Annotated in this window: 23 protein-coding genes and 2 tRNA genes; 14 read left to right on the plus strand and 11 right to left on the minus strand. The window is 56.8% G+C overall.

Going from position 1 to position 19,836, the window contains the following annotated elements:
- Positions 1 to 207: 207 nt before the first annotated feature.
- From B5477_RS10685 to B5477_RS10700, 4 genes are all read left to right on the plus strand, one after another.
- Positions 208 to 447, plus strand: coding sequence for a heavy-metal-associated domain-containing protein (locus B5477_RS10685; RefSeq protein WP_079699680.1), 240 nt, complete (start codon positions 208 to 210; stop codon positions 445 to 447).
- 161 nt (positions 448 to 608) lie between these two features.
- Entirely contained in the window at positions 609 to 854 is a 246-nt protein-coding gene (locus tag B5477_RS10690; RefSeq protein WP_159449011.1) for a hypothetical protein, read from the plus strand.
- 276 nt (positions 855 to 1,130) lie between these two features.
- Positions 1,131 to 2,222 (plus strand): ABC transporter substrate-binding protein, encoded by a 1,092-nt coding sequence (locus tag B5477_RS10695; RefSeq protein ID WP_079699681.1) that lies wholly within the window; start codon positions 1,131 to 1,133, stop codon positions 2,220 to 2,222.
- Positions 2,223 to 2,316: 94 nt separating this feature from the next.
- On the plus strand, positions 2,317 to 3,453 hold the full coding sequence (locus B5477_RS10700) for an iron-containing alcohol dehydrogenase (RefSeq protein ID WP_079699682.1): 1,137 nt from the start codon (positions 2,317 to 2,319) through the stop codon (positions 3,451 to 3,453).
- 43 nt (positions 3,454 to 3,496) lie between these two features.
- On the opposite strand, the gene B5477_RS10705 is transcribed toward B5477_RS10700, so the two are convergent.
- Both B5477_RS10705 and deoC (B5477_RS10710) read right to left on the minus strand, forming a co-directional pair.
- Positions 3,497 to 4,390 carry a dihydrodipicolinate synthase family protein gene (locus B5477_RS10705; RefSeq protein ID WP_079699683.1) on the minus strand — a complete coding sequence of 298 codons (894 nt, stop codon included), beginning with the start codon at positions 4,388 to 4,390 and terminating at the stop codon, positions 3,497 to 3,499.
- Positions 4,391 to 4,403: 13 nt separating this feature from the next.
- Positions 4,404 to 5,057: a deoxyribose-phosphate aldolase gene (gene deoC, locus B5477_RS10710; protein WP_079699684.1), complete on the minus strand. Its 654-nt coding sequence runs from the start codon at positions 5,055 to 5,057 to the stop codon at positions 4,404 to 4,406.
- A 259-nt stretch (positions 5,058 to 5,316) separates the two neighbouring features.
- Here deoC (B5477_RS10710) and deoC (B5477_RS10715) point away from each other — a divergent pair, with 259 nt between their 5' ends.
- From deoC (B5477_RS10715) to deoC (B5477_RS10745), 7 genes are read left to right on the plus strand one after another with little or no spacing between them, the layout of a single operon-like run.
- Positions 5,317 to 6,075, plus strand: a complete 759-nt coding sequence (gene deoC / locus B5477_RS10715; protein WP_079699685.1) for a deoxyribose-phosphate aldolase — start codon at positions 5,317 to 5,319, stop codon at positions 6,073 to 6,075.
- A 39-nt stretch (positions 6,076 to 6,114) separates the two neighbouring features.
- Positions 6,115 to 7,230, plus strand: coding sequence for an ABC transporter ATP-binding protein (locus tag B5477_RS10720; RefSeq protein ID WP_079699686.1), 1,116 nt, complete (start codon positions 6,115 to 6,117; stop codon positions 7,228 to 7,230).
- Positions 7,223 to 8,890: an ABC transporter permease gene (locus B5477_RS10725; protein WP_079699687.1), complete on the plus strand. Its 1,668-nt coding sequence runs from the start codon at positions 7,223 to 7,225 to the stop codon at positions 8,888 to 8,890. Before B5477_RS10720 ends, B5477_RS10725 begins: the two co-directional genes overlap by 8 nt.
- Before the next feature lie 18 nt (positions 8,891 to 8,908).
- On the plus strand, positions 8,909 to 10,642 hold the full coding sequence (locus tag B5477_RS10730) for a sensor histidine kinase (RefSeq protein ID WP_159449012.1): 1,734 nt from the start codon (positions 8,909 to 8,911) through the stop codon (positions 10,640 to 10,642).
- Positions 10,636 to 11,469: a response regulator transcription factor gene (locus B5477_RS10735; RefSeq protein WP_079699689.1), complete on the plus strand. Its 834-nt coding sequence runs from the start codon at positions 10,636 to 10,638 to the stop codon at positions 11,467 to 11,469. The genes B5477_RS10730 and B5477_RS10735 overlap by 7 nt, the downstream gene beginning before the upstream one ends.
- The gene (gene deoC, locus B5477_RS10740) at positions 11,466 to 12,152 is read left to right on the plus strand and encodes a deoxyribose-phosphate aldolase (protein ID WP_079699690.1); all 687 of its coding nucleotides are present in this window, start codon (positions 11,466 to 11,468) and stop codon (positions 12,150 to 12,152) included. The genes B5477_RS10735 and deoC (B5477_RS10740) overlap by 4 nt, the downstream gene beginning before the upstream one ends.
- The gene (gene deoC / locus B5477_RS10745; RefSeq protein WP_079699691.1) at positions 12,149 to 12,850 is read left to right on the plus strand and encodes a deoxyribose-phosphate aldolase; all 702 of its coding nucleotides are present in this window, start codon (positions 12,149 to 12,151) and stop codon (positions 12,848 to 12,850) included. Before deoC (B5477_RS10740) ends, deoC (B5477_RS10745) begins: the two co-directional genes overlap by 4 nt.
- Positions 12,851 to 12,911: 61 nt before the next feature.
- On the opposite strand, the gene B5477_RS10750 is transcribed toward deoC (B5477_RS10745), so the two are convergent.
- From B5477_RS10750 to B5477_RS10765, 4 genes are all read right to left on the minus strand, one after another.
- Positions 12,912 to 13,139 carry a DUF6514 family protein gene (locus B5477_RS10750; RefSeq protein ID WP_079699692.1) on the minus strand — a complete coding sequence of 76 codons (228 nt, stop codon included), beginning with the start codon at positions 13,137 to 13,139 and terminating at the stop codon, positions 12,912 to 12,914.
- Positions 13,140 to 13,355 carry a helix-turn-helix domain-containing protein gene (locus B5477_RS10755; protein ID WP_079699693.1) on the minus strand — a complete coding sequence of 72 codons (216 nt, stop codon included), beginning with the start codon at positions 13,353 to 13,355 and terminating at the stop codon, positions 13,140 to 13,142. It lies immediately after the preceding gene.
- Positions 13,356 to 13,498: 143 nt separating this feature from the next.
- A complete protein-coding gene (locus B5477_RS10760; protein ID WP_159449013.1) occupies positions 13,499 to 13,729 on the minus strand; it encodes a helix-turn-helix domain-containing protein in 231 nt (76 codons plus the stop codon).
- A gap of 259 nt (positions 13,730 to 13,988) precedes the next feature.
- Positions 13,989 to 14,369 carry a hypothetical protein gene (locus tag B5477_RS10765; RefSeq protein WP_079699695.1) on the minus strand — a complete coding sequence of 127 codons (381 nt, stop codon included), beginning with the start codon at positions 14,367 to 14,369 and terminating at the stop codon, positions 13,989 to 13,991.
- Positions 14,370 to 14,610: 241 nt separating this feature from the next.
- Here B5477_RS10765 and B5477_RS10770 point away from each other — a divergent pair.
- The 3 genes from B5477_RS10770 (at position 14,611) to B5477_RS10780 (ending at position 16,002) form a co-directional block, all read left to right on the plus strand.
- Positions 14,611 to 14,684: transfer RNA gene (locus tag B5477_RS10770), tRNA-Gln, on the plus strand.
- Positions 14,685 to 14,687: 3 nt separating this feature from the next.
- A tRNA-Pro gene (locus B5477_RS10775) sits at positions 14,688 to 14,764 on the plus strand.
- A gap of 275 nt (positions 14,765 to 15,039) precedes the next feature.
- Complete coding sequence (locus B5477_RS10780) at positions 15,040 to 16,002, plus strand: S1 RNA-binding domain-containing protein (protein WP_079699696.1); 963 nt, start codon at positions 15,040 to 15,042, stop codon at positions 16,000 to 16,002.
- A 115-nt stretch (positions 16,003 to 16,117) separates the two neighbouring features.
- Here B5477_RS10780 and B5477_RS10785 read toward each other — a convergent pair whose 3' ends face one another.
- The 5 genes from B5477_RS10785 to B5477_RS10805 form a co-directional block, all read right to left on the minus strand.
- Positions 16,118 to 16,324 carry an alpha/beta-type small acid-soluble spore protein gene (locus B5477_RS10785; RefSeq protein WP_079699697.1) on the minus strand — a complete coding sequence of 69 codons (207 nt, stop codon included), beginning with the start codon at positions 16,322 to 16,324 and terminating at the stop codon, positions 16,118 to 16,120.
- A 174-nt stretch (positions 16,325 to 16,498) separates the two neighbouring features.
- A complete protein-coding gene (locus B5477_RS14925; RefSeq protein ID WP_143533589.1) occupies positions 16,499 to 17,125 on the minus strand; it encodes a hypothetical protein in 627 nt (208 codons plus the stop codon).
- A 25-nt stretch (positions 17,126 to 17,150) separates the two neighbouring features.
- Entirely contained in the window at positions 17,151 to 18,296 is a 1,146-nt protein-coding gene (locus B5477_RS10795; RefSeq protein WP_079699699.1) for a papain-like cysteine protease family protein, read from the minus strand.
- Between the two features lie 237 nt (positions 18,297 to 18,533).
- Positions 18,534 to 19,235, minus strand: coding sequence for a hypothetical protein (locus tag B5477_RS10800; RefSeq protein ID WP_079699700.1), 702 nt, complete (start codon positions 19,233 to 19,235; stop codon positions 18,534 to 18,536).
- Positions 19,236 to 19,310: 75 nt separating this feature from the next.
- On the minus strand, positions 19,311 to 19,835 hold the full coding sequence (locus B5477_RS10805) for a cysteine hydrolase family protein (RefSeq protein ID WP_079699701.1): 525 nt from the start codon (positions 19,833 to 19,835) through the stop codon (positions 19,311 to 19,313).
- Position 19,836: the final 1 nt, after the last annotated feature.

Below are 19,836 nucleotides of genomic sequence, written 5' to 3' on the forward strand. Positions count from 1 at the left end.
CCCTCCAATCTGTTGCCAGTATATCATTTGACTGACCGCAAGTCAATATTATTCTGGAAAAAAATTTTGTTGATTCTACCGAATTGTTTTCCACCGCAAGCGCTTTGTGCCAGGCGAATCCTCGTATCGCCGCCGAGGCAGCGGGAAGGATAATAACGGGCGTTTTAACGCTCCATGTGGGATCAAAATGAATCGGGAGGTTATCTTATGGCGAACGAAACGGCATGGATCATGGTGGAGAACGTGGACGGGAAACGCGACCTCGGGCAGATCAAGCGCCAGCTCGACACGCTGCACGGCGTTTCCTCGGTGAGCGTGAACGAGCAGACCAACCGGATCGCGGTGGATTACGACAGTTCGGGCGCCTCCTATGACAAAATTGAAAACTGCTTAAACAAGATGGGGTATCAGATCATCGCGGACGCCAGCGACATCTCCACCCGCTGACACCTTTTATTTCCCTCCTTCATAGGATAGTCTGCGGGGCACTCCCGCAGATATGGAGGATGTAAAATGTGTTGGATGAATAACGGGTGCGGCGCCTGCAACTGTGGTTGTCAATCTGATTCCGTCGCGCTGGATACTGTGATCGCGACGGATACCGTCCTGTGCGGGAGTTGCTCCTGCAACTCCTGGGGCAATTGCGGCTGTGGCTGTGGCAGTTCCAGTGGCTGCGGTTGCGGCTGCGGCAGTTCCAGCGGCTGCGGTTGCGGCTGCGGCAGTTCCGGTGGCTGCGGTTGCGGCTGCGGCAGTTCCAGTGGCTGCGGCTGTGGTTGCGGCAGTTCCAGTGGCTGCGGCTGTGGTTGCTCCGGCAGCTGGGGCTGCGGTTGTTAAAGCTCCGCAAAGGTTGTTAAATTCTGCCGCCTGGTTACAGGCGGCCTACTTACCGTTTACCCCTCCATCCGACTGCGCTTCATAAAACGCCTCCGGCCTTCCGCTTTGGAAGGCCGGGGGCGTTTGCTTGTGCCGGGCCGGCTGTACGGACCTGCGATGCATGCGCATTTTTTAAAGACCTCAATAAAAGAGTTCAGTTTCTCAGATGTTTTGACAGATTTCTCGGATTGTGGCGCCCTCCCCGCCCGGCTATAATGGAATTGTCAAGGAACCCAGATTGTGAAGGAGGAAAAAGCATGAATATGAAGAAGGTATTGGCGGGGATCCTGTCTGCATCCCTTGTTTTAACCCTGGCGGCGTGCAGCGGCGGCTCCGGGACCACCAGCGCCAGCGGCGGCGAGGCCAGCGCTGAGGCCGGTACGGGCGAGGCCGCACCCGCGGCCTCCAAGAGCGACGACAACACCGTGGTGGTCTACAGCGCCTACACGCTGGAGTTCCTCGATCCGCTGATCGAAGAGTTCGAGAAGGAGACCGGCGTCAAGGTCGACCTGATCGCGGCCGGCACCGGCGAGCTGCTCAAGAGGATCGAATCCGAGACCAACAACCCCTTGGGCGACATCCTGTTCGCGGGCACGGTTTCCACCGTCACCCCCCAGATGGAGCTGTTCGAGGACTACGTCAGCCCCAACGAGGAGTTCGTCCTTTCGGACGAGTTTAAAAATTCAGAAAAGTGCATTACCCGCGCGACGCTGATGCCGAGCGTACTGATGGTCAACACCAACCTGATCGGCGACATCGAGATCAACGGCTACGAAGACCTGCTCAACCCGGCGCTCAAGGGCAAGATCGCGGCGGCCAACCCCGCGCAGACCGCCTCCGGCTGGGAGCACCTGGTCAACATGCTCTACGCCATGGGCGGCGGCGACACCGACGAAGCCTGGGACTATGTGACGAAATTCTGTGAAAACCTGGACGGCAAGCTGCTCAACAGCTCCTCCGCGGTCTATAAGGGCGTGGCCGACGGCGAGTACACCGTAGGGCTGACCTATGAGACCGGCGGCGCGGACTATGTGGTGGCCGGCGCTCCCGTCAAGCTGGTCTACATGGAGGAAGGCGTCATCTTCCGCGGCACCAACGTCTGTATCGTCAAGAACGCCCCGCACATGGAAAACGCGCAGAAGTTCGTCGATTTCCTCACCGGCAAGGAGGCCCAGACCATGATGGTCACCGAGCTCAACAACCGCGGCATCCGCAACGACCTGCCGGATTCCCCCATCCTCAAGCCCTATAACGAAGTGAAGGTCCTCCAGGCCGAGGAATCGGTAGCCATCGAGAACAAGAAGAATTGGTGCGACAAGTTCACCGACATCTACACCAGTGTTTCCTGATAAAGATCCGGATACAATCTCAGCCTATCTCTGCGGAAAAAGTAACGCCTGGGGCGTTACTTTTTCCATTTCCGTGAAGAATTGGAGGATACCGATGAAAAACATGGATTACTACCTCCCCTGCCGCCTGGTGACGGGGAAGGACTGCGTGAACGAAAAGGGGGAGGTCCTCTCCTCCTTGGGCCGGCGATGCCTGCTGGTGAGCGGCCGGCACGGGGCGCTGGCATCCGGGGCGCTCCAGGATGTCTGTGCGCTGCTCAAGCGCCTGGGGATCGCTTGGGAGCTGTTCGACAAGGTGGAGCCAAACCCGCTGATCTCCACCGCCCGGCGCGCCGGGGCGCTGGCGGCAGAGATGGGCGCCGGATTCGTCGTCGGGATCGGCGGCGGGTCGGCCCTCGACTGCGCCAAGATGGCGGCGGTGTTCGCGCGCAACGACCTGCCCGGTGACTCGGTCTATACGGTGCAAAAGCGCTGGGAGCACCCTCCCCTGCCCATCGTGCTGGTGGGAACCACGGCCGGCACCGGCAGCGAGATCAACAAATACAGCGTGATGACCTCCGACCTGACCGGGCGCAAAAAATCGGTGGGCGCGGACTGCGACTACGCAAGGGTGGTGTTCGGCGACCCGAAATACACCCTGTCCCTGCCCTACCGCTATACCGTCTCCACCGCGCTCGACGCTCTGACCCACGCGTCGGAAGGTTTTTTCTCCAAGGCCGCCAACGAGATGACCGACGCGGCCGCCCTCGCGGCGGTGGAACGCATAGTCCCCGTCCTGGCGTCCCTGCGTGAGGACGCGCCCATCTCCTGGGAGCAGCGGGAGGATCTCTACTACGGCTCCCTCTTCGGCGGCATGGTGATCGCCCACATCGGCACCTGCTACTGCCACGCCTTCGGTTACTATCTGACCGAGGAGTACGGCGCCCCGCACGGCACGGCCTGCGCCTTCTTCCTGCCCGACTACCTCTCCCGCGCCAAGGAGCTGCTGCCCCAGAAGGCCGCCCGGTACGAGCGCGCCTGCGGCGGGACGATCGAGGCGCTGGGGGAAGCGGTCCGGCGGCTCAACGCCTACACCCCGCCGCCCCTTAGCCGGGAAGAGCTCTCTCAGGTAGCCGCCCGGCGCTGGACGGGGCCGGGGGCCGGGGCCAACCAATTTCTGCGCACCCCCGGCCGGTTCGGAGAGGCCGAAATCAGAGACACCTTCCTGCACGTCTTTTTAAAGCAATCATGAGGAAAGGGCCGGTTCATAAAGAACCGGCCCTCTCTTGATTCTTTTAGAGCAGCCCCAATTTTTGCAGGCTCTCTTTGATCTTCTCTTTTTGCCCGTCGCTCGCCTCGGACAGCGGCGGGCGCACCCGGCCCAGCGGCATGCCGACCAGCTCGGCCACATACTTGTAGCCCGCCAGGAACGGCGCGCCCTTGAGCGCCGTGCGGATTTCGAGCACCCGGCAGGCGGCCTCGCGCGACTCCTCGATCCTGCCCGCGAAATAAAGCTCGCAGACATCCGCCACCGGCTTTGGAAACAGGGCCGAAATCAGCGAGATCACCCCGCAGCCGCCCAGCGCCAGGGTGGGAAAGATGGTGGCGTCCGACCCGGCCAGGCATTCAAAATGCCGGCCCTTTGGGATCCTAGCCATCACGCTTTGCAGATGGATGATATCCTGCACGCTGTCCTTATATCCGCGAATCCCCTCATATTCCTCCACCAGCCTGGCCACCAGGGAGGGGGTGAGGGTGTTGCCGGTCTGGGGCGCGTTATAGATATAGACCGGCAGCTTGGTGTGCTCGGCGACGCCGGCATAAAAGCGGTAGAGCGCCTCGGCGGTGTAGCCGTAAATCGCCGGCTGGGTGACGCTGACGGCGTCCACGCCGCACGCCTCGTACCCTTCCAACAGTGTTATCGCATCGCACGGACGGGTGGCGGCGATATTCCCCATGACCGGGACCCGCCCGCGAACGCGCTTGACCGTTTCGGCGGCCATGGCCAGCTGCTCCTCGCGGGTGGTGACCAGACATTCGGTGGCAAGGCCGTTGACGAACAGCCCCCGGATCCCGCCCTCGAGCTGGCGGTCGATCTCCTGATCCAGCGCGCCGAAGTCCACCTGATAGTTTTCGTTTGCCGGGGCGATCAGCTCGGTGACCGCGCCCCCAAAAAGGTACTTCTCCATCCCGCCTGCCCCCTCACTCCCGGGCGGTCAGCAGCTTGACCGCGGAACTGGTCCCAATGCGCTCGCACCCCTCGCCCAGGAACAGCTCGAGATCCCCGCGGGTCTTGACCCCGCCCGCCGCCTTCATCTTGACCCCGGGGCCGATATGCTGTTTAAAGAGCCGGATGTCCTCGATCGTCGCCCCGGCTGTGCCGAAGCCGGTCGAGGTCTTGATATAGTCCGCCCCGGCCTCGGTTACGCATTCGCACAGGCGGATTTTCTCCTCTTCGCTTAAGTAGCACGTCTCGATGATCACCTTTAATATCCTGTCCCCGGCGGCCGCCTTCAAAGTGCGAATCTCCTTTGTCACTCTTTCAAACTCGCTGTTCTTCACATCCCCGAGGTTGATCACCATGTCCACCTCGTCGGCCCCATCGGCGATGGCTTCTTTCACCTCGTACTCCTTGACGGCGGTGGTGTTGTAGCCGAGGGGGAAGCCGATCACGGTGCAAAGGTTGATTTTATCGCCGTAGGCCTCCTTGATCCGCCTCAGATAGCTCGGCGGCACGCAGACCGACGCGGTGCCGTATTGCACGGCCTCGTCGCAGAGCGCCTGGATCTGTTCCCAGGTCGCGGTCGCCTTGAGCAGCGTGTGGTCGATGTGGCCGAAAATCTCCTGATTCGTCATAGAACCAATCCTCCCTTTCCAGTTTAATACCATTGTACCGGACCTGTCCGCTTTCCTCAATCCGAGAAATCTGTCAAAACGCCCGAAAAAATGAACCCTCCCGGCGCGCCGCCGCGCTTCGGGAAGCGGGGTGAATCGACATTTTTTGGCCCTTGTTCAGAATTTCGGATATTTTAACGGATTTGTCGGATTGTGAGCCCCGGCAGGACGTTGTTACAATGAAGGTACGATGAAATGAATTTATGGGAGGAATATCACCATGGAAAAAGCAAGGGTATTTCACACTGGGGAACACATCACCGCCCACGACGTGGCCAAGACCATCGACCATTCGCTGCTGCGCCCCGACATCACCGTCAAGGAGCTGATCGAAGGGTGCGACATCGCCAGGAGGTACGACTGCGTATCCGTCTGCGTGCGCCCGTCCGACCTGCCCATCGTCTGCCGGGAGCTGGAGGGCACCGACGTGCTGGTGACCACCGTCGCCGCCTTCCCGCACGGGGTCGCCACCACCGAGTCCAAGGTGCTCGAGACAATCGACGCCATCAAGAAGGGAGCGGTCGAGGTCGACATGGTGATGAACATCGCCCGCTTCCTCTCGGAGGAATACGACTATGTGGAAAACGACATCCGCTGCGTGGTCGAGGCGGCCCATCCGATGGACGCCAAGGTCAAGGTGATTTTTGAAAACCACTATCTGACCCCGGAGCAGATCAAGCTCGCCTGCCAGATCGCCGAGCGCGCGGGAGTCGATTTCGTCAAGACCTCGACCGGCTACGCGCCCTCCGGCGCCACCATCGGGGACCTCAAGATCATGCGCGCCAGCTGCTCGGACAAGGTCAGCGTCAAGGCCGCCGGCGGCGTGCGCACCCTGGACGCCGCCCTGGCGGTGCTCTCCACGGGCACCATCCGGATCGGCACCCGCTCGACCATCGCCATCATGGAGGAGGCCCTCAAGCGGGAGAAGGAAGGCACCCTGGTCGTGAAAGAGGAAGGCGAGCTGGGCGGCGGCTACTGATGCCGCCCCGGTGTTTTGGGAGGAAAGGATGAACTGATTATGAGCGTTTCCATCGGGATCAACAACGTCATCAAGAAATACGGCGATACCACCGTCATCCCGGACCTGTCGGTCCAGATCAAAAACGGCGAGTTTTTTACCCTCCTCGGCCCCTCCGGCTGCGGCAAGACCACCCTGCTGCGCATGATCGCCGGCTTCAACAGCATCGAGGGCGGCACCATCCAGTTCGACGGCACCGTCATCAACGACGTGGACGCGCACAAGCGCAACATCGGCATGGTGTTCCAAAGCTACGCCATCTTCCCGCACATGACGGTGCGGGAGAACGTGGAATACGGCCTCAAGCTGCGCAAGGAGTCCAAGGAATCCATGAAGAAAAAGGTGGACGACATCCTCCGTGTGGTGCGCATCAGCGAATACCAGGACCGCCTGCCGCAAAACCTCTCGGGCGGCCAGCAGCAGCGCGTCGCCCTGGCGCGCGCCATCGTCATCCACCCGAGCGTGCTGCTGATGGACGAACCGCTCTCCAACCTGGACGCCAAGCTGCGCATCGAGATGCGCTCCGCCATCCGGGAGGTGCAGGACCAGGTCGGGATCACCACCGTCTACGTCACCCACGACCAGGAGGAGGCGCTGGCCATCTCGGACCGGATCGCCGTCATGAAGCTGGGCATCATCCAGCAAGTCGGCGCGCCCGAGTCGATCTATACCCGCCCGGCCAACGTTTTCGTCTCCACCTTCATCGGGCACAGCAACCTCTTTCACGCGAAGGTCTCCCGCGGCGGGAGCACGCCGGCGGTCGTCTTTGCCGACGGGTACCGCGTCGAGATGCCCAACCTCTGCGACGGCGCGCGGGAGGGCCAGGACGTGGTCGTTTCGGTCCGCCCGGAGGAGTTCTCGATCCAGCCCGGCATGAAGGCCAAGGTCAGGAGCAAGACCTTCCTCGGCAAGTACACGAACTATGTGCTGGAATTTGCCGGCGGCATGGTGCTGCCCGGGCAGCCGAGCATAGAATTTTCCCAGGACCTGGGCCACGCCGAACGGCTCTATAACGTGGGCGATACCATCGAGCTCAAGCCCAACGCCGCCAAGATCAACGTATTCACCGAAGACCAGGAGCAGAGCCTGATAAAGGATGTGAAGAAGTATGCCTAGCAGCGCGCTCAAAACCCATAAATTCAAATGGGATTTCTGGAAGACCGTGACACTGGTGATCCTTTTGCTGTTCGCCGTGTTCCTGGTGTACCCGCTGTTCATGCTGTTCCTCAGCGGCTTCAAGGACAGCGAGACCCAGCTGTGGACGATGGGCAACTTCGCCAAGTTCTTCGGCAAGCGCTACTACTACGGGGCGCTCAAAAACAGCTTCCTGCTCACCATCTGCGTCACGGCGCTGACCATCCTCATCGGGACTCCCTTAGCCTATTTCATGACCACCTGCAAGATCAAGGGCAAAGGGATCATTGAAATCCTCATCATCGTCTCGATGATGTCCCCCGCCTTCATCGGCGCCTATTCCTGGGTGCTGCTGTGCGGGCGCAACGGGTCGGTCACCAAGTTTTTTGCCAACCTGGGGATCCATACCCCCTCGATCTACGGCTTCGGCGGCATGCTGCTGGTCTTTACCCTCAAGCTGTACCCGTTCATCTACATGTACGTCTGCGGCGCGATGAAGAAGATCGACGTGGCGCTCAGCGAGGCCGCCGAATCCCTGGGCTGCAACGGGATCAAGAAGGTGGCCACCATCATCGTGCCGCTGATCACGCCCACCGTGTTCGCCGGCGGGCTGCTGGTGTTCATGAACGCGCTGGCGGACTTCGGAACCCCCATGCTCATCGGAGAAGGGTACCTGACCATGCCGACGCTCATCTACACCGAATTCATCAACGAGACCGGGGGCGAGGCGAACTTTGCCGCGGCCATGGCGGCGATCATGGTGCTGGTGACGGCGGTCATCTTCATCGCCCAGAAATATTTCGTCAACAAGAAGTCCTTCACCATGTCCTCCCTGCGCCCGATCCAGCCCAAACAGGTGCACGGGATCAAGAACGTGCTGATCCACGCCTTCATCTACCTGGTGGTGGGGCTGGCGATCCTGCCGCAGCTGACGGTGGTTTACACCTCGTTCCTCAACACCAACCGCGCGGTCTTCTTAGAGGGGTATTCCCTGAACAGCTACCGCATGATCATCGACAACCTCGGGCGGGCGGTAAAGAATACATACCTGTTCGGTTTGATTGCCATCGCGATTATTGTTATACTGGGTATGTTCATCGCCTATATCGCGACAAGGAAGCGAAATGTTTTCACGGCGATCATCGACACGGTGACCATGTTCCCGTATATCATCCCCGGCTCGGTGCTCGGTATCACGCTGCTGCTGGCCTTCAACCACAAGCCCCTGCTGCTCAGCGGCACCGCGATCATCATGATCATTTCCTTCGTCGTGCGAAGGCTGCCCTATACGCTGCGCTCCAGCGCAGCCATCCTGTATCAGATCAGCCCCAGTATGGAGGAGGCTTCCATCAGTTTGGGCGCCTCCCCGGTCAGGACCTTCTTCAAGATCACCGCCTCGCTGATGATGCCCGGCGTGCTCTCGGGGGCGATTTTGAGCTGGATCACCGTCATCAACGAGCTGGGCTCCTCGGTCATCCTGTTCACCGGGAAGACGGTGACCATGTCGGTGGCCATCTACCAGGAGGTCATCCGCGCCAGCTACGGCACCGCGGCGGCGCTGGCGACCATCCTGACGGCGACGACGGTCATCTCCCTGCTGATCTTCTTCAAGCTCACGGGCAGCAAGGAAATAAGCCTGTAACCGATGGGGGAAAGCGTTATGAGTACAGATATCCGGAAAGGCAACTTTAAAAACGACATCCGGAAGACCTTGGTCGCTCATGCGCTTTTCCCCGTTTTGGCCATCATCGTCCTGTTCCTGCTGCTGGTGTTCCTGTTCTGGAATTACAGCATCGTGCGGGAAAACCGCCAGTGCAACGAAACGATGACGGAGTATTTTGATATGCTCATCGGCGCCTACAGCGACAAATGCCTGGAGTTTTCCCAAGGTCCGCTGCCCCGCTATGTGGAGGACGACCCGCGGTACCTGGCCAACCTGAGCGCGGAGCTGTACGAGACTGTGAACAGCCTGCCGGTGCACGCCGACTTCTTCGTGCTGGACGAGGGGATGAAGCCGCTGCTCTCCAGCAACGAGACCAAGCCCCAGTTCCTGAAGGGCAAGCCCGGCGAGCTGCTGGGGCTCAAAAGGCGGATGGCCCGGGACCCCGGCCAGACCTTCCTGGAGTTTTCCAGCGTCAGCTCCTCCCTTTCGGGCACGGTGCAGATGGAAATCGGCCGCGCGATCCTGGTGCGGGGCCAGGTGGAGGGGTACCTGGTCTTCGTAATGAACAGCGACGACTTTTTGCGCAGCATCTCCAACCTCCCCTGCCAGACGGTGGTCGCCGACCAATACGACCATGTGTTTGTCGCCAACAACTACCAGTTCCACACGCTCAACAACAAGGTGCAGGCGCCGCTGCTGGGCGACGAGAGCCAGTTCAGCTATCAGAAGGACCGCTTCTACGTCACCCGCAGCACGCTAAACAGCGGGCTGCAAATCTTCACCCTGACCTCGGTCACCGCGCTGTATTCGATGTTTTTCTTCGTGAGCGCGGTCCTGGTGCTGATCTTCGTGATGATGACCCTGTCCATCTTCATCAGCGCCAAGCGGATCGCCGTGTCGAAAACCCGGATCGTCGACGAGTTGGTGGACGCCTTCAACTGTGTTGAGCAGGGGAACCTCAATATGCGCCTGCACATCTCGACCGGCGACGAGTTCGAGATCATCGGGGAGTCGTACAACATGATGCTCGACAGCATCAAGGAGCTGATCCGCCAGAACAACGAAAAGACCCGGGAAAACATGGTGGCCGAGATCAAGCAGCTGGAGAGCCAGTTTAACCCCCACTTCCTCTTCAACACCCTGGAGATCATCCGGGTGCTGGTCAAGCTCGATCCCGAAGGGGCCAACCGCATGATCATAAACCTCTCCACCCTGCTGCGCTACTCCATCAAGGGTGCATCGACCGAGGTCACGGTGCGCGAGGACATCGCCTACACCCGCAGCTACCTGGAAATCCTCAAGGCGCGCTTTAACGAGCGCCTGACCTATTCGGTACGCATACAGCCCGAGGCTGAGGAGTGCATCATCCCAAAGCTGATCTTCCAGCCGATCATCGAGAACTCGATCAAGTACGGCTTCGACGAGCGCTCCGAGCTGTCGGTGATGGTGACCGCCCGCTTTTTGGACAGCGACCTGATCATCGTCATCTATGACAACGGCGTGGGGATCGAGCGCCAAAAGCTGCAGGAGATCAACGACATGCTGCGCCACAGCCACAATTCCACCAACTATGTGGGGCTCTTCAACGTCCACCGCCGGGTCAAGCTGATGTACGGCGACGAATACGGCGTGGAGGTGCTCAGCGACGAGGGCGAGGGCACGGCGGTGCGTATCCGCCTGCCCATCTACAAACGCGGGATGCTAGCTTCCGGGGAGGAGACATCATGCTGAAGGTTTTGATCGTGGAGGACGAGGACATCATCCGCAAGGGGCTGCTATACACCATCAACTGGCTGAGCATGGACTGCCTGGTCGCCGGCGCCGCCTGCAACGGCAAGGAGGGGCTGCAGATGATCCTGGAGCTCTCTCCGCAGCTGGTGATCACCGACATCAGGATGCCCGAGATGGACGGGCTGGAAATGATCGAACAGGCCCAAAAGACCCGCTCCTTTCGCAGCGTGCTGCTGACCAGCTATTCCGACTTTGACTACGCCAAGCGCGCCATCGGGCTGCACGTGTTCGACTACCTGCTCAAGCCCGTGGACGAGGAGAAGCTCGCACAGCTGGTCGGGAAGATCCGCGCCGAGGTCGAGGAGAGCGAGACCTATGCGGAAATTCTGGGGATCACCAGGAACAAGGCCATCCAGGACCTGATCAGCTGGAGTCTGGACAAAAATCCCCAGGCGCTGGGCAACGGCTACGTCGTGCGCACCATCAAGCGGATCAAGCAGTATTACGGCGAGAAGCTGTCGGTGGAATCCATCGCCGAGGAGCTGGGGATCAGCGCCAGCTATCTGAGCCGCAAATTCAAGGAATCCACGGGGCAGACCTTTTTGGACGTGCTCAACAAGTACCGCATCCAGAAGGCCATCGCCCTGCTGGGCGAAGGGAGCCTGCGGGTCTATGAGATTTCGGACCAGGTGGGCTTCAGCGAATACAAATACTTCTGCTCGGTGTTCAAGAAATACACCGGCATGTCCCCGACCGAATTTGCCAAGAGCACCAAGCAGGTGGTCTGCCAGATCGGCGGGGACGGAAAGGAAGCGACTGAACCATGAGAACCGCAACCGGGGTGGCGCCCCTCATCGACGCTTCGATCGGCGCGAAGCCCGCGCCCACCATCGAGGAGGTGGAGCAGTTCGTGGGGCAAACCGTCCCCTTCGGCTTTGCCGTGACGCTGGCGGAGCCTTATTATATCAAGCGGGCGGCTGAAATTTTACACCCCGCCGGCAGGAAGGTCTGCACCGTGCTCTCCTACCCACTGGCGGGCATGACCAGGGAGAGCAAACTTTTCCAGATCGAGCGGGCGCTCTGTGACGGCGCGGACGAGTTGGACGTCTCGATGAACCTGAGCGCCTTTCTCTCCGGACGCGAGGAAGAAACCAGAGACGAGATGGCGGAATGCTTCGCGCTCGTCAAAGGCCGGGGCAGGCTGATGAAAATGATTTATTTTGCCGACTGTCTGAGCCGGGAGCAGCAAAAGCGGGCCGCGTCCATGGCAATCGGACTGGGGATTCCCTTCCTCAAGACCAACCCTGGTTTTGGGGCGGTGACCACCATCGAGCAGGTTTCCCTCATCAAGGAGGCCTTCGGCGGGCGGATCAAGGTCATGGCTTCGGGGGGCATACGCACCGCGGCCCAGGTCGAGCGCATGCTCGACGCGGGGGCCGACCGGATCGCCACCAGCTGTGCGCTCGGGATCATGGCGGAATACGGGGCATGTGGGGAGGTGTCGCAATGACGCGCAAAGAGCTCGCGGCGCTCATCGACCAGACTGCGCTGGGGAGCGGGCTGAGCGAGGAATATATCCGCAGCTTTTGCAGGGAAGCCATGGCGGAGGGCTTTGCCAGCGTCTGTATTTTGCCGAATATGGTGCCCGCCGCCGCGCAGGTTCTGAGTGGAAGCGCCACCAAGGTTTGCACGGTGATCAGCTTCCCCCTCGGGATGGACCTGCCCGAGACCAAGATTTTTGAAACCGGGGACGCTCTGCAAAAGGGCGCGCAGGAAATCGACCTGGTTCTCAACGTGGGGGCGTTCAAATCCGGCGATTACAGCGCCCTGGAGCGGGAGCTCTCCGGCGTGATTGGCGCGGCCCACGCGGCGGGGGCGCTCGCCAAGGTCATCATCGAGACTCCGCTGCTGACAAGCCGGCAGATCCATGAGGTGGCGCTGCTCTGCGAGGGGTACGGAGCTGACATCGTCAAAACCTCGACCGGCTACAGGCCCATCCTGCCCCGTTCCACCAGCGTGGAGGATGTGGAGCTTCTTCACAGCATTCTCAGGCGGGAAACCGGGATCAAGGCGGCGGGCGGTATTCGCTCCGTCCAGGACGCTTTGCGGATGCTCGCCGCCGGGGCCACCCGGATCGGCGCCAGCTGCGGCGTGGAAATTCTAAACGGGCTGGCGGAACAGCCGCCGGTTAGAAACCTTTCTATATAAACGGGCCGTTCAGGTTGAAAAAACAAGGCGCCTCTGGAAAAGAGGCGTCTTGTTTTGCGGTTTACATAGCTAACATATCTTCAATTGCTTCGTCAAAATGGATCGGGGACAGTTGTAGTTGAGTAAAGCATTTTGCTATTTTCGCAGCCGCAAGCTGATCTGTTGTAACATCGTGTATGCATATGATGAGCCTTGAATCTGAATATACCTGGATTCCATATGTATCGTATCGGCCCAGCTCCGGATGCTGCCGCACTTCCGAAAAGACGATATACTCCCAATGTTCCAATTAAAACACCTCCTTTTTGTCTGCGCCGCTCAGCGCATTTTCCAAATAAGAGGTAATTTTTGCGACCATGTTGACACTGGGATTCGCCTCACTATGTTCGATTTTGCGAAGATAGGACTGGCTGATAAAGAGATCGTTCGCAACCTTTTCCTGGGTAAAGCCGCATTGCTTTCTCATCCCTTTGATTTGTAGTCCTATTTTCTTACCTTCTGTCATAAACTATCCCTCCTTGGCAATTATAAGGGATAATTTACCTTTCACTCCAGCCGATATAATGTCGGTTTTGATGTTTTTAGTAATTTTTCTACGAGAAGCGCCGGCCATCGGCAAAGGGGGGAAGATAAATTTCCCTTGGCAAACTACTTCTCGTTATCATCCGTCGCCTCGCCTCCTCTCAATAAATCTTCTACCTTAATATGTAGACCTGTCGAAATTTTCTCCAAAGTATCAATCGAAGCGCTGGCTTTCTTTTGTTCCATCTTACCCCAAAACCTAGGACTTAAATTACAAAGTTCAGCCGCCGATTCCTGCGTCAATCCTTGCTTTTTACGTTCATTTTTTAGACTTTGTGATAAATTTTCTTTCAGCACTATCGTTACCTCCTGACAAATTTATCGTAACGAAGATTTGTGCCCGAGTACAGGAACGATAGTGCCAGCAACATATTGGGTGGCTAATTTTACTAAATTTTAATATTTGATGATTTTCCTCTTTATTTCCATTTTAAATCAAAATTCCTCTCCGGTTTGTCGAATCACAGCTTGTTATGGCGAAATTCATCAAAACCGAAGAGCGGCGGGAATTTTCCGCCGCTCTTCGGTTTTGATAGGCTGGTCAACAGGGTGAGGGTCAGTGCCCGTCGTTCATCGAGCGGATTTTCTGCGCGCCGAGGTTGATGAGGATGGATTCGATGTCGCTGCGCTGCTCGGGCGCGCAGGTGACGCGCAGGGTGACGCTGCGGGGGATGTAGTCGCTTTCCGGTGAGTCGGAGGAGCTTTGCTCCTCGATTGTGGGAATGGCGGTCAGTCCGACCGGATAGGTCACGGCGCCGAAGTTGCCGTTCATTGTCGGGAAGATGGGCAAAAAATCCATGGTGTCGCTGGGTTCGCCGTAGTAGGGCTTGCTGATTTCGATCGATTCGATCCCCTTTTCCATCCGTGCGCGCAGCTTGCCGGCGGCGAGATCTGCCAGGTCCACGTCGTCGAAGCTGCAAAGTATGGTAGCCTTCATTTTATTCTCCTTTTGCCGCCCGGAGGCGGCCTCCGCTTTTGCGGCGGGCGGAACGCCGGTTTTAAGCCGGAAAACCCGGCGAAAGAATCTGTTTGCATTTAGTTTATCCCGTCCGCAGGCGGTTCATACTTGTGAGTGAAGAAGGGGAAAAATACAAAAATTCGGGGCGGAAGGTATTGACATTTTGTCCATGGATCAGTATAATATATAAATGTTCGGTGTCCTATCAGCCGAAAGATATTGCCCGATTGTGTAAAGGTAGCACGACAGACTCTGACTCTGTTTGTCTGGGTTCGAATCCTAGTCGGGCAACCACTCCGGGGTATAGCGCAGTTTGGTAGCGCGCTTGGTTCGGGACCAAGAGGCCGGGAGTTCAAGTCTCCCTACTCCGACCAGAGTGAACGATAAAAAGTGCCGCGTAAACGTTAAGTTTATGCGGTACTTTTTATGTGCTTTTATATTCGCACTTGGCTCTTTACGCCGCTCTTGGAGAGCGGCTTTTTTCTGTCTGAAAAAGATTTTGCCTCACGTATAAACCCATACCCGGAGTGAATATACATTTACCATGTCGTATGGCGGACGCCGCGTTGGGGAGTGCTCATGAGGCCCTATGCAAGGTCGGCAAGCCTTTTTGCAAAACGGCAGACAGAGAAAGAGGAGGCAAAAGTAAATGTTGTTTTTTAAGCCTGAGGGACAGCTGATTGATACCCCCCAGAACCGCGCCATGCTGCGCTGCTCGGCGACCTTGCAGGAGGCCTTCCTGGCCGGAAAGGTGCTGGAGGCGCGCGCCGTCATCTGTGACAGCGAACATAATCTGATCGTCGATCTCGGCTTTTGCCGGGGTATTATCCCGCGGGAGGAATGTGCGATCGGCATCCGTGACGGGTCTACCCGGGACATTGCAATCATCTCGCGGGTCAACAAGCCCGTCTGCTTCACCATCACCGACATCGGGCGGGACGTTCACGGGAACCTCGCGCCCGTCCTCTCAAGACGGATGGTGCAGGAGCAATGCCTCGCGCAATATATCGGCTCGCTGCGCTGCGGCGACATCATCGACTGCCGGGTGACCCACCTCGAACCCTTTGGCTGCTTTGTGGACATCGGCTGCGGGATCGCCTCCCTCATCCCGATCGACTGCATCTCAATCTCAAGAATATCCCATCCGAGCGACCGCTTCCGGGTCGGACAGGACATCCGGGCGGTGGTCAAGGCCATCGAGCCGGGCGGGCGGATCTCTCTCAGCCACAAGGAGCTGCTCGGCACCTGGGAGGAGAACGCCGACCACTTCTGCTGCGGGCAGACGGTGGCGGGCACGGTGCGTTCGGTGGAGGAATATGGGATTTTTGTCGAATTGACCCCCAACCTGGCGGGACTGGCCGAGCCGAAGGAGGGCGTGAGACCCGGGCAGCAGGCCAGCGTCTACATAAAAAATCTGATCCCGGAAAAGATGAAGGTGAAGCTGATCATCGTGGACAGCTTCGACGCCGCCTATCAAACCACCGCTCCCGAGTACTATATCACCGGCGGGCACATCGATCGCTGGCGCTACTCCCCCGCATGCTCCTCGCGGGTTATCGAGACCGTGTTCGACGAACAGGAGGAAGCCGCCGAAGTATCCGCGGCATTATAACCGCGCATAATACCGGGGATAAGATCAAAAATAAAGCAGGGCGGCGGCTGCCACCCTGCTTTATCGGGTTTGTGCGACCAGCGCACAACAGAAAATTCTGAATAATCAGAATTCCTTATTTCATGGAGTTCTCGTAGGCCTCGATCATCTTCTTGACCATCTGGCCGCCGACGGAACCAGCCTCACGGGAGGTCAGATCGCCGTTGTAGCCCTGCTTGAGGTTGACGCCCACTTCGGAGGCAGCCTCCATCTTGAACTTGTTCAGAGCCTCTCTCGCTTCCGGAACGACGGGGTTGTTGCTGCTTTTGCTGTTGTTAGCCATAATAGTTAACACTCCTTGTTTCTTTACTTTTTTCTAAATCCTGTTTGCGTTTGCTTTAATAGTATTCTCGCGGGTTGTGCAACTATTACAGTAAATTTTTTGTCAGTTTTCTAGTTTTTTCTCCCGGACAAGGAGAAAACAAGCTCTCTTCAAATTAGAGAGCTTGCTTTTCTTTTACTCTTCAAAAAAGTTTTGTAACATTTCAAACGCCTGGGGATTTCCGCAAATATACCATTCATCTGGATCGGGTTGCTGGTCGTCTTTGACTATGTTAGAGTAAAACAAATAATTTTCTTCTTGGCCATCCTGATAAAAAATCGTAATCTCGACGCCTCCAGCCCCTGTAATAGGGCCATAAACATCGCTTAAGGTTAAATCATCAGCCAAAGACAACACCAATTGGAAATCCTCTTGATCTGTTAAAGTGCATTCTCTTTCATCCAGAAAAAACACCTGATGGAGATAGATTGAGTTGATTTCATTCAACCTCTCATCTGTCGTCGAAGATATTTCCGGTTCGCTCTGATCACTCTGAATGTTATCTGGTGGGATCGAGGATTCAGAAAAAGAAGAGCTTTCGAGTGGCTCATCGACGCTGCTAGCATCGGACGAAGACAAATCTTTTTCATTTTGTTCTTCTAAAGCTGTAGACTGAGCTGCAGATTCCACACTCGCGGACGATGATCCGCTATCCACAAGCATATTTCCGCTGACCGTTTGACTGGGACTTTCAGATTGTGAACAACCACAAAGCGATAATAAAAGCCCTGCCACTACAAACCAAATCCTGAAATATTTCATTCTCTGCAACCTCGATTGTTGATGATCAGCCCACTGTCATGCTGTCCTGCCATGTGAACGGAGTCGTGGTGTAGGTCATTACATATTTGCCCTGACTGTTTGGCTCCATATGTACGCCCTTTCCCGTCAAGCTTTCCATATAGTAGATTAGCGGCGGCAACCCCGCCTCGCTGTCGTATCCGTAAATAACTACGGTATGTCCCTTTTTTTTAGAAGAGTCATACCAATTCGTATAAATCGGATGAAATGCCTCGATCTGGGCCCCAACCTGATTAATCGTCAATGCCTTCCCTTTGATGGTCATATTGACATTATATACCTTTTTCATTGCGTCTTTGGCTTCCGTGATAGTAGCCGTGTCATAAAGCCCTTTATGCATTTTATCCAAAACAGTTTTATATGAACCGGCCGGTCCGGCAGATTCGTCGTTTGTTTCCCAATCGCCTATTTCCCAACAAGAAATAGCCCAGCACACATTAGATCCTGAAGGTTGCTTGACTTTATATTCTTTCCAAGGGTTCAACATTGCTCCTGTGCTTCTTGGAGCAGCGACGTTAACTGCAAAGGGAGTTTTTTCATCGCTGCTCGTATCAAACTGGTAACTACTGGAACCCACCAGGACCTCCATATCCTGGTCGTTCAAATCTCCTATGCTGCTTTGAGAGGATTCTCCAATGGTCGCATCGTCATCGAGATCCAGGGTTACAGGAACGTTTTCTACCGGGATAAACGGATATTCTTCTAAGAGCACAGCCTCATCGTCACAATATGCAAACAGCTTATTGACAGACGCAATCAGAAAAAATTCATCTTTTCCATTATCTGTAAGATCGGCCAGTTCAGCTGAAAAACCTTCAGAAAATGAGTAGCAGGGATCCCCCGATTCGGCATCATTGGCTTTTAGAATCCCCACAATTTGATCTCCACTATATATCAGATAATACTCCGCTTCGTTCATTTCTTCAATAGCAGCACCGTCAAAATAATATGCGGGAATACAATCGCTTAATGAATACTGTTCCCTGGAATAAGGGATAAGCCCTTTTTGAATGGAATCCGAAACGATCCTAGATGCCCTTTCTTCAACTGTACCACTCGGTTCCGCGAACGCAGCAGCGCTTAAAGTAAACGCCATTATAACGGTTAACAACAAACTGATTATTTTTTTCATTTTAATCCTTCTTTAAATTTATTGTTTTCTATAAACTGCCCTCCTTTGATTTGCTCGCTGCATATCTTTTACCGGTAAATATATGTAACAATTTTCACCATATCACTTTATAGAGACAATGTAAACAAATTCTACCATTTATCCCAAAATATTACACTGTTCTCTAATAAAGCCCTTTAAATCACTTATAAATAAGAAGGCCTCATACGGAAAGTTTCCCGTATGAGGCCTTCTTTTCTAATCCAGCTCGCCAAGGCCGGGGACATATTCCCGTAGCTTCTCGCCCAGCGGGCCGAACTTATCCGCCAGCTCGAGCGCCGACGAAACCATCCCGCCGCAGACGGCATCCGACAGCTTCTCGTCGATATGCACCTTCCAGACGCCGTCCACCCTCTCAAGGGTCAGCTCCAGCTCGGCGGTGCGGCTGCCGTCGGCCTCCTGGACCAGCTCGACCAGCTTGGCCACATAGTCGCCGTTCCCGCCCTTCAGGGCATCGGCAATCGCAAAATTGATCAGCTCGTCGATCACGCCGGTCAGGTCGGTATTGGTGATGGAAGCGGACACCGTCGCCCTGTCCCCGTCGATCTGCTCCCGGGAGAAGGTCCCGCTCAGATTTTTCACCAGCGCCTCGATCAGCTCGCGCTCGGGCCCCTCCTCGGGCAGATCGCCGATGATGGCGTTGCCGCCCTTACGGTTGTTATCCGAATAACGGTTGAAGGTCTCAATGTCCAACGCCTTGAGCGCATCCAGCGCGGTTTTGGCCGCGCCCGCCGGCGTATCCGGGTCCTCCTGTGGGGACGTCACTTCAGGCTCCTTCGCCTCCCCGGATGAGCTCGGCGCCTGCGGCGGCGCTTCCTCCCGTTTTTTGCCGAGACCGCAGGCCGAAAGCGACAAGGCCAGTGACAGCGCCAGCAGCGCCGCCATAATCCGTTTTATCAATTGGGTTCCTCCCTCATGTGGATTGGAGCGTTTGCCCCACTTTATTCTTGCCCGCCGGGACGCATGATAAACGGCTCAGCGACCTACGATCCGTACCTGAAAGCCCGCCATCACGTCCAGCGTCTTTTCGTTGGTCTCCTCGTCCAGCGCGGCGGTGCAGCGCGCATCCACCAGTACCGGGGTCTGCGGCTGCGCGGTCTTGGCCAGCACGGCGTTGGAGACGACGCAAATATTGCTCACCAGCCCGCACAGCTCGATCGACTCATACGGGTTCTCTTTGAGGTATTTATAGAGGGAATCGCTCCCGAAGGTCTCCTTCTCAAACTTTTGGCAGCCCTCTGCCAGCGCCGCGACCTTGCCATAGAGCTGCCAGCCGTCCGTGCCCTTAATGCAATGCTCCACCGGCAGATTTTTCCCCTCCTGGGTCGAGAGATAGTCCGGGCCGTGGGTGTCCAGGGTGAACACCACGTCGTCCCCGGCCGCCCTGTAGTCTTCAATCTTTTTTATGATGGCCTCTTCGAGCTGCGCGGCCTTTGGGAAGCCGAGCGATCCGCTGACAAAATCATTTTGATAATCCACCACGACCAGTAGTTTTTTCAAG

Origin of the sequence: Provencibacterium massiliense, assembly GCF_900169495.1 — a bacterium.
GTDB lineage: Bacteria > Bacillota > Clostridia > Oscillospirales > Ruminococcaceae > Harryflintia > Harryflintia acetispora.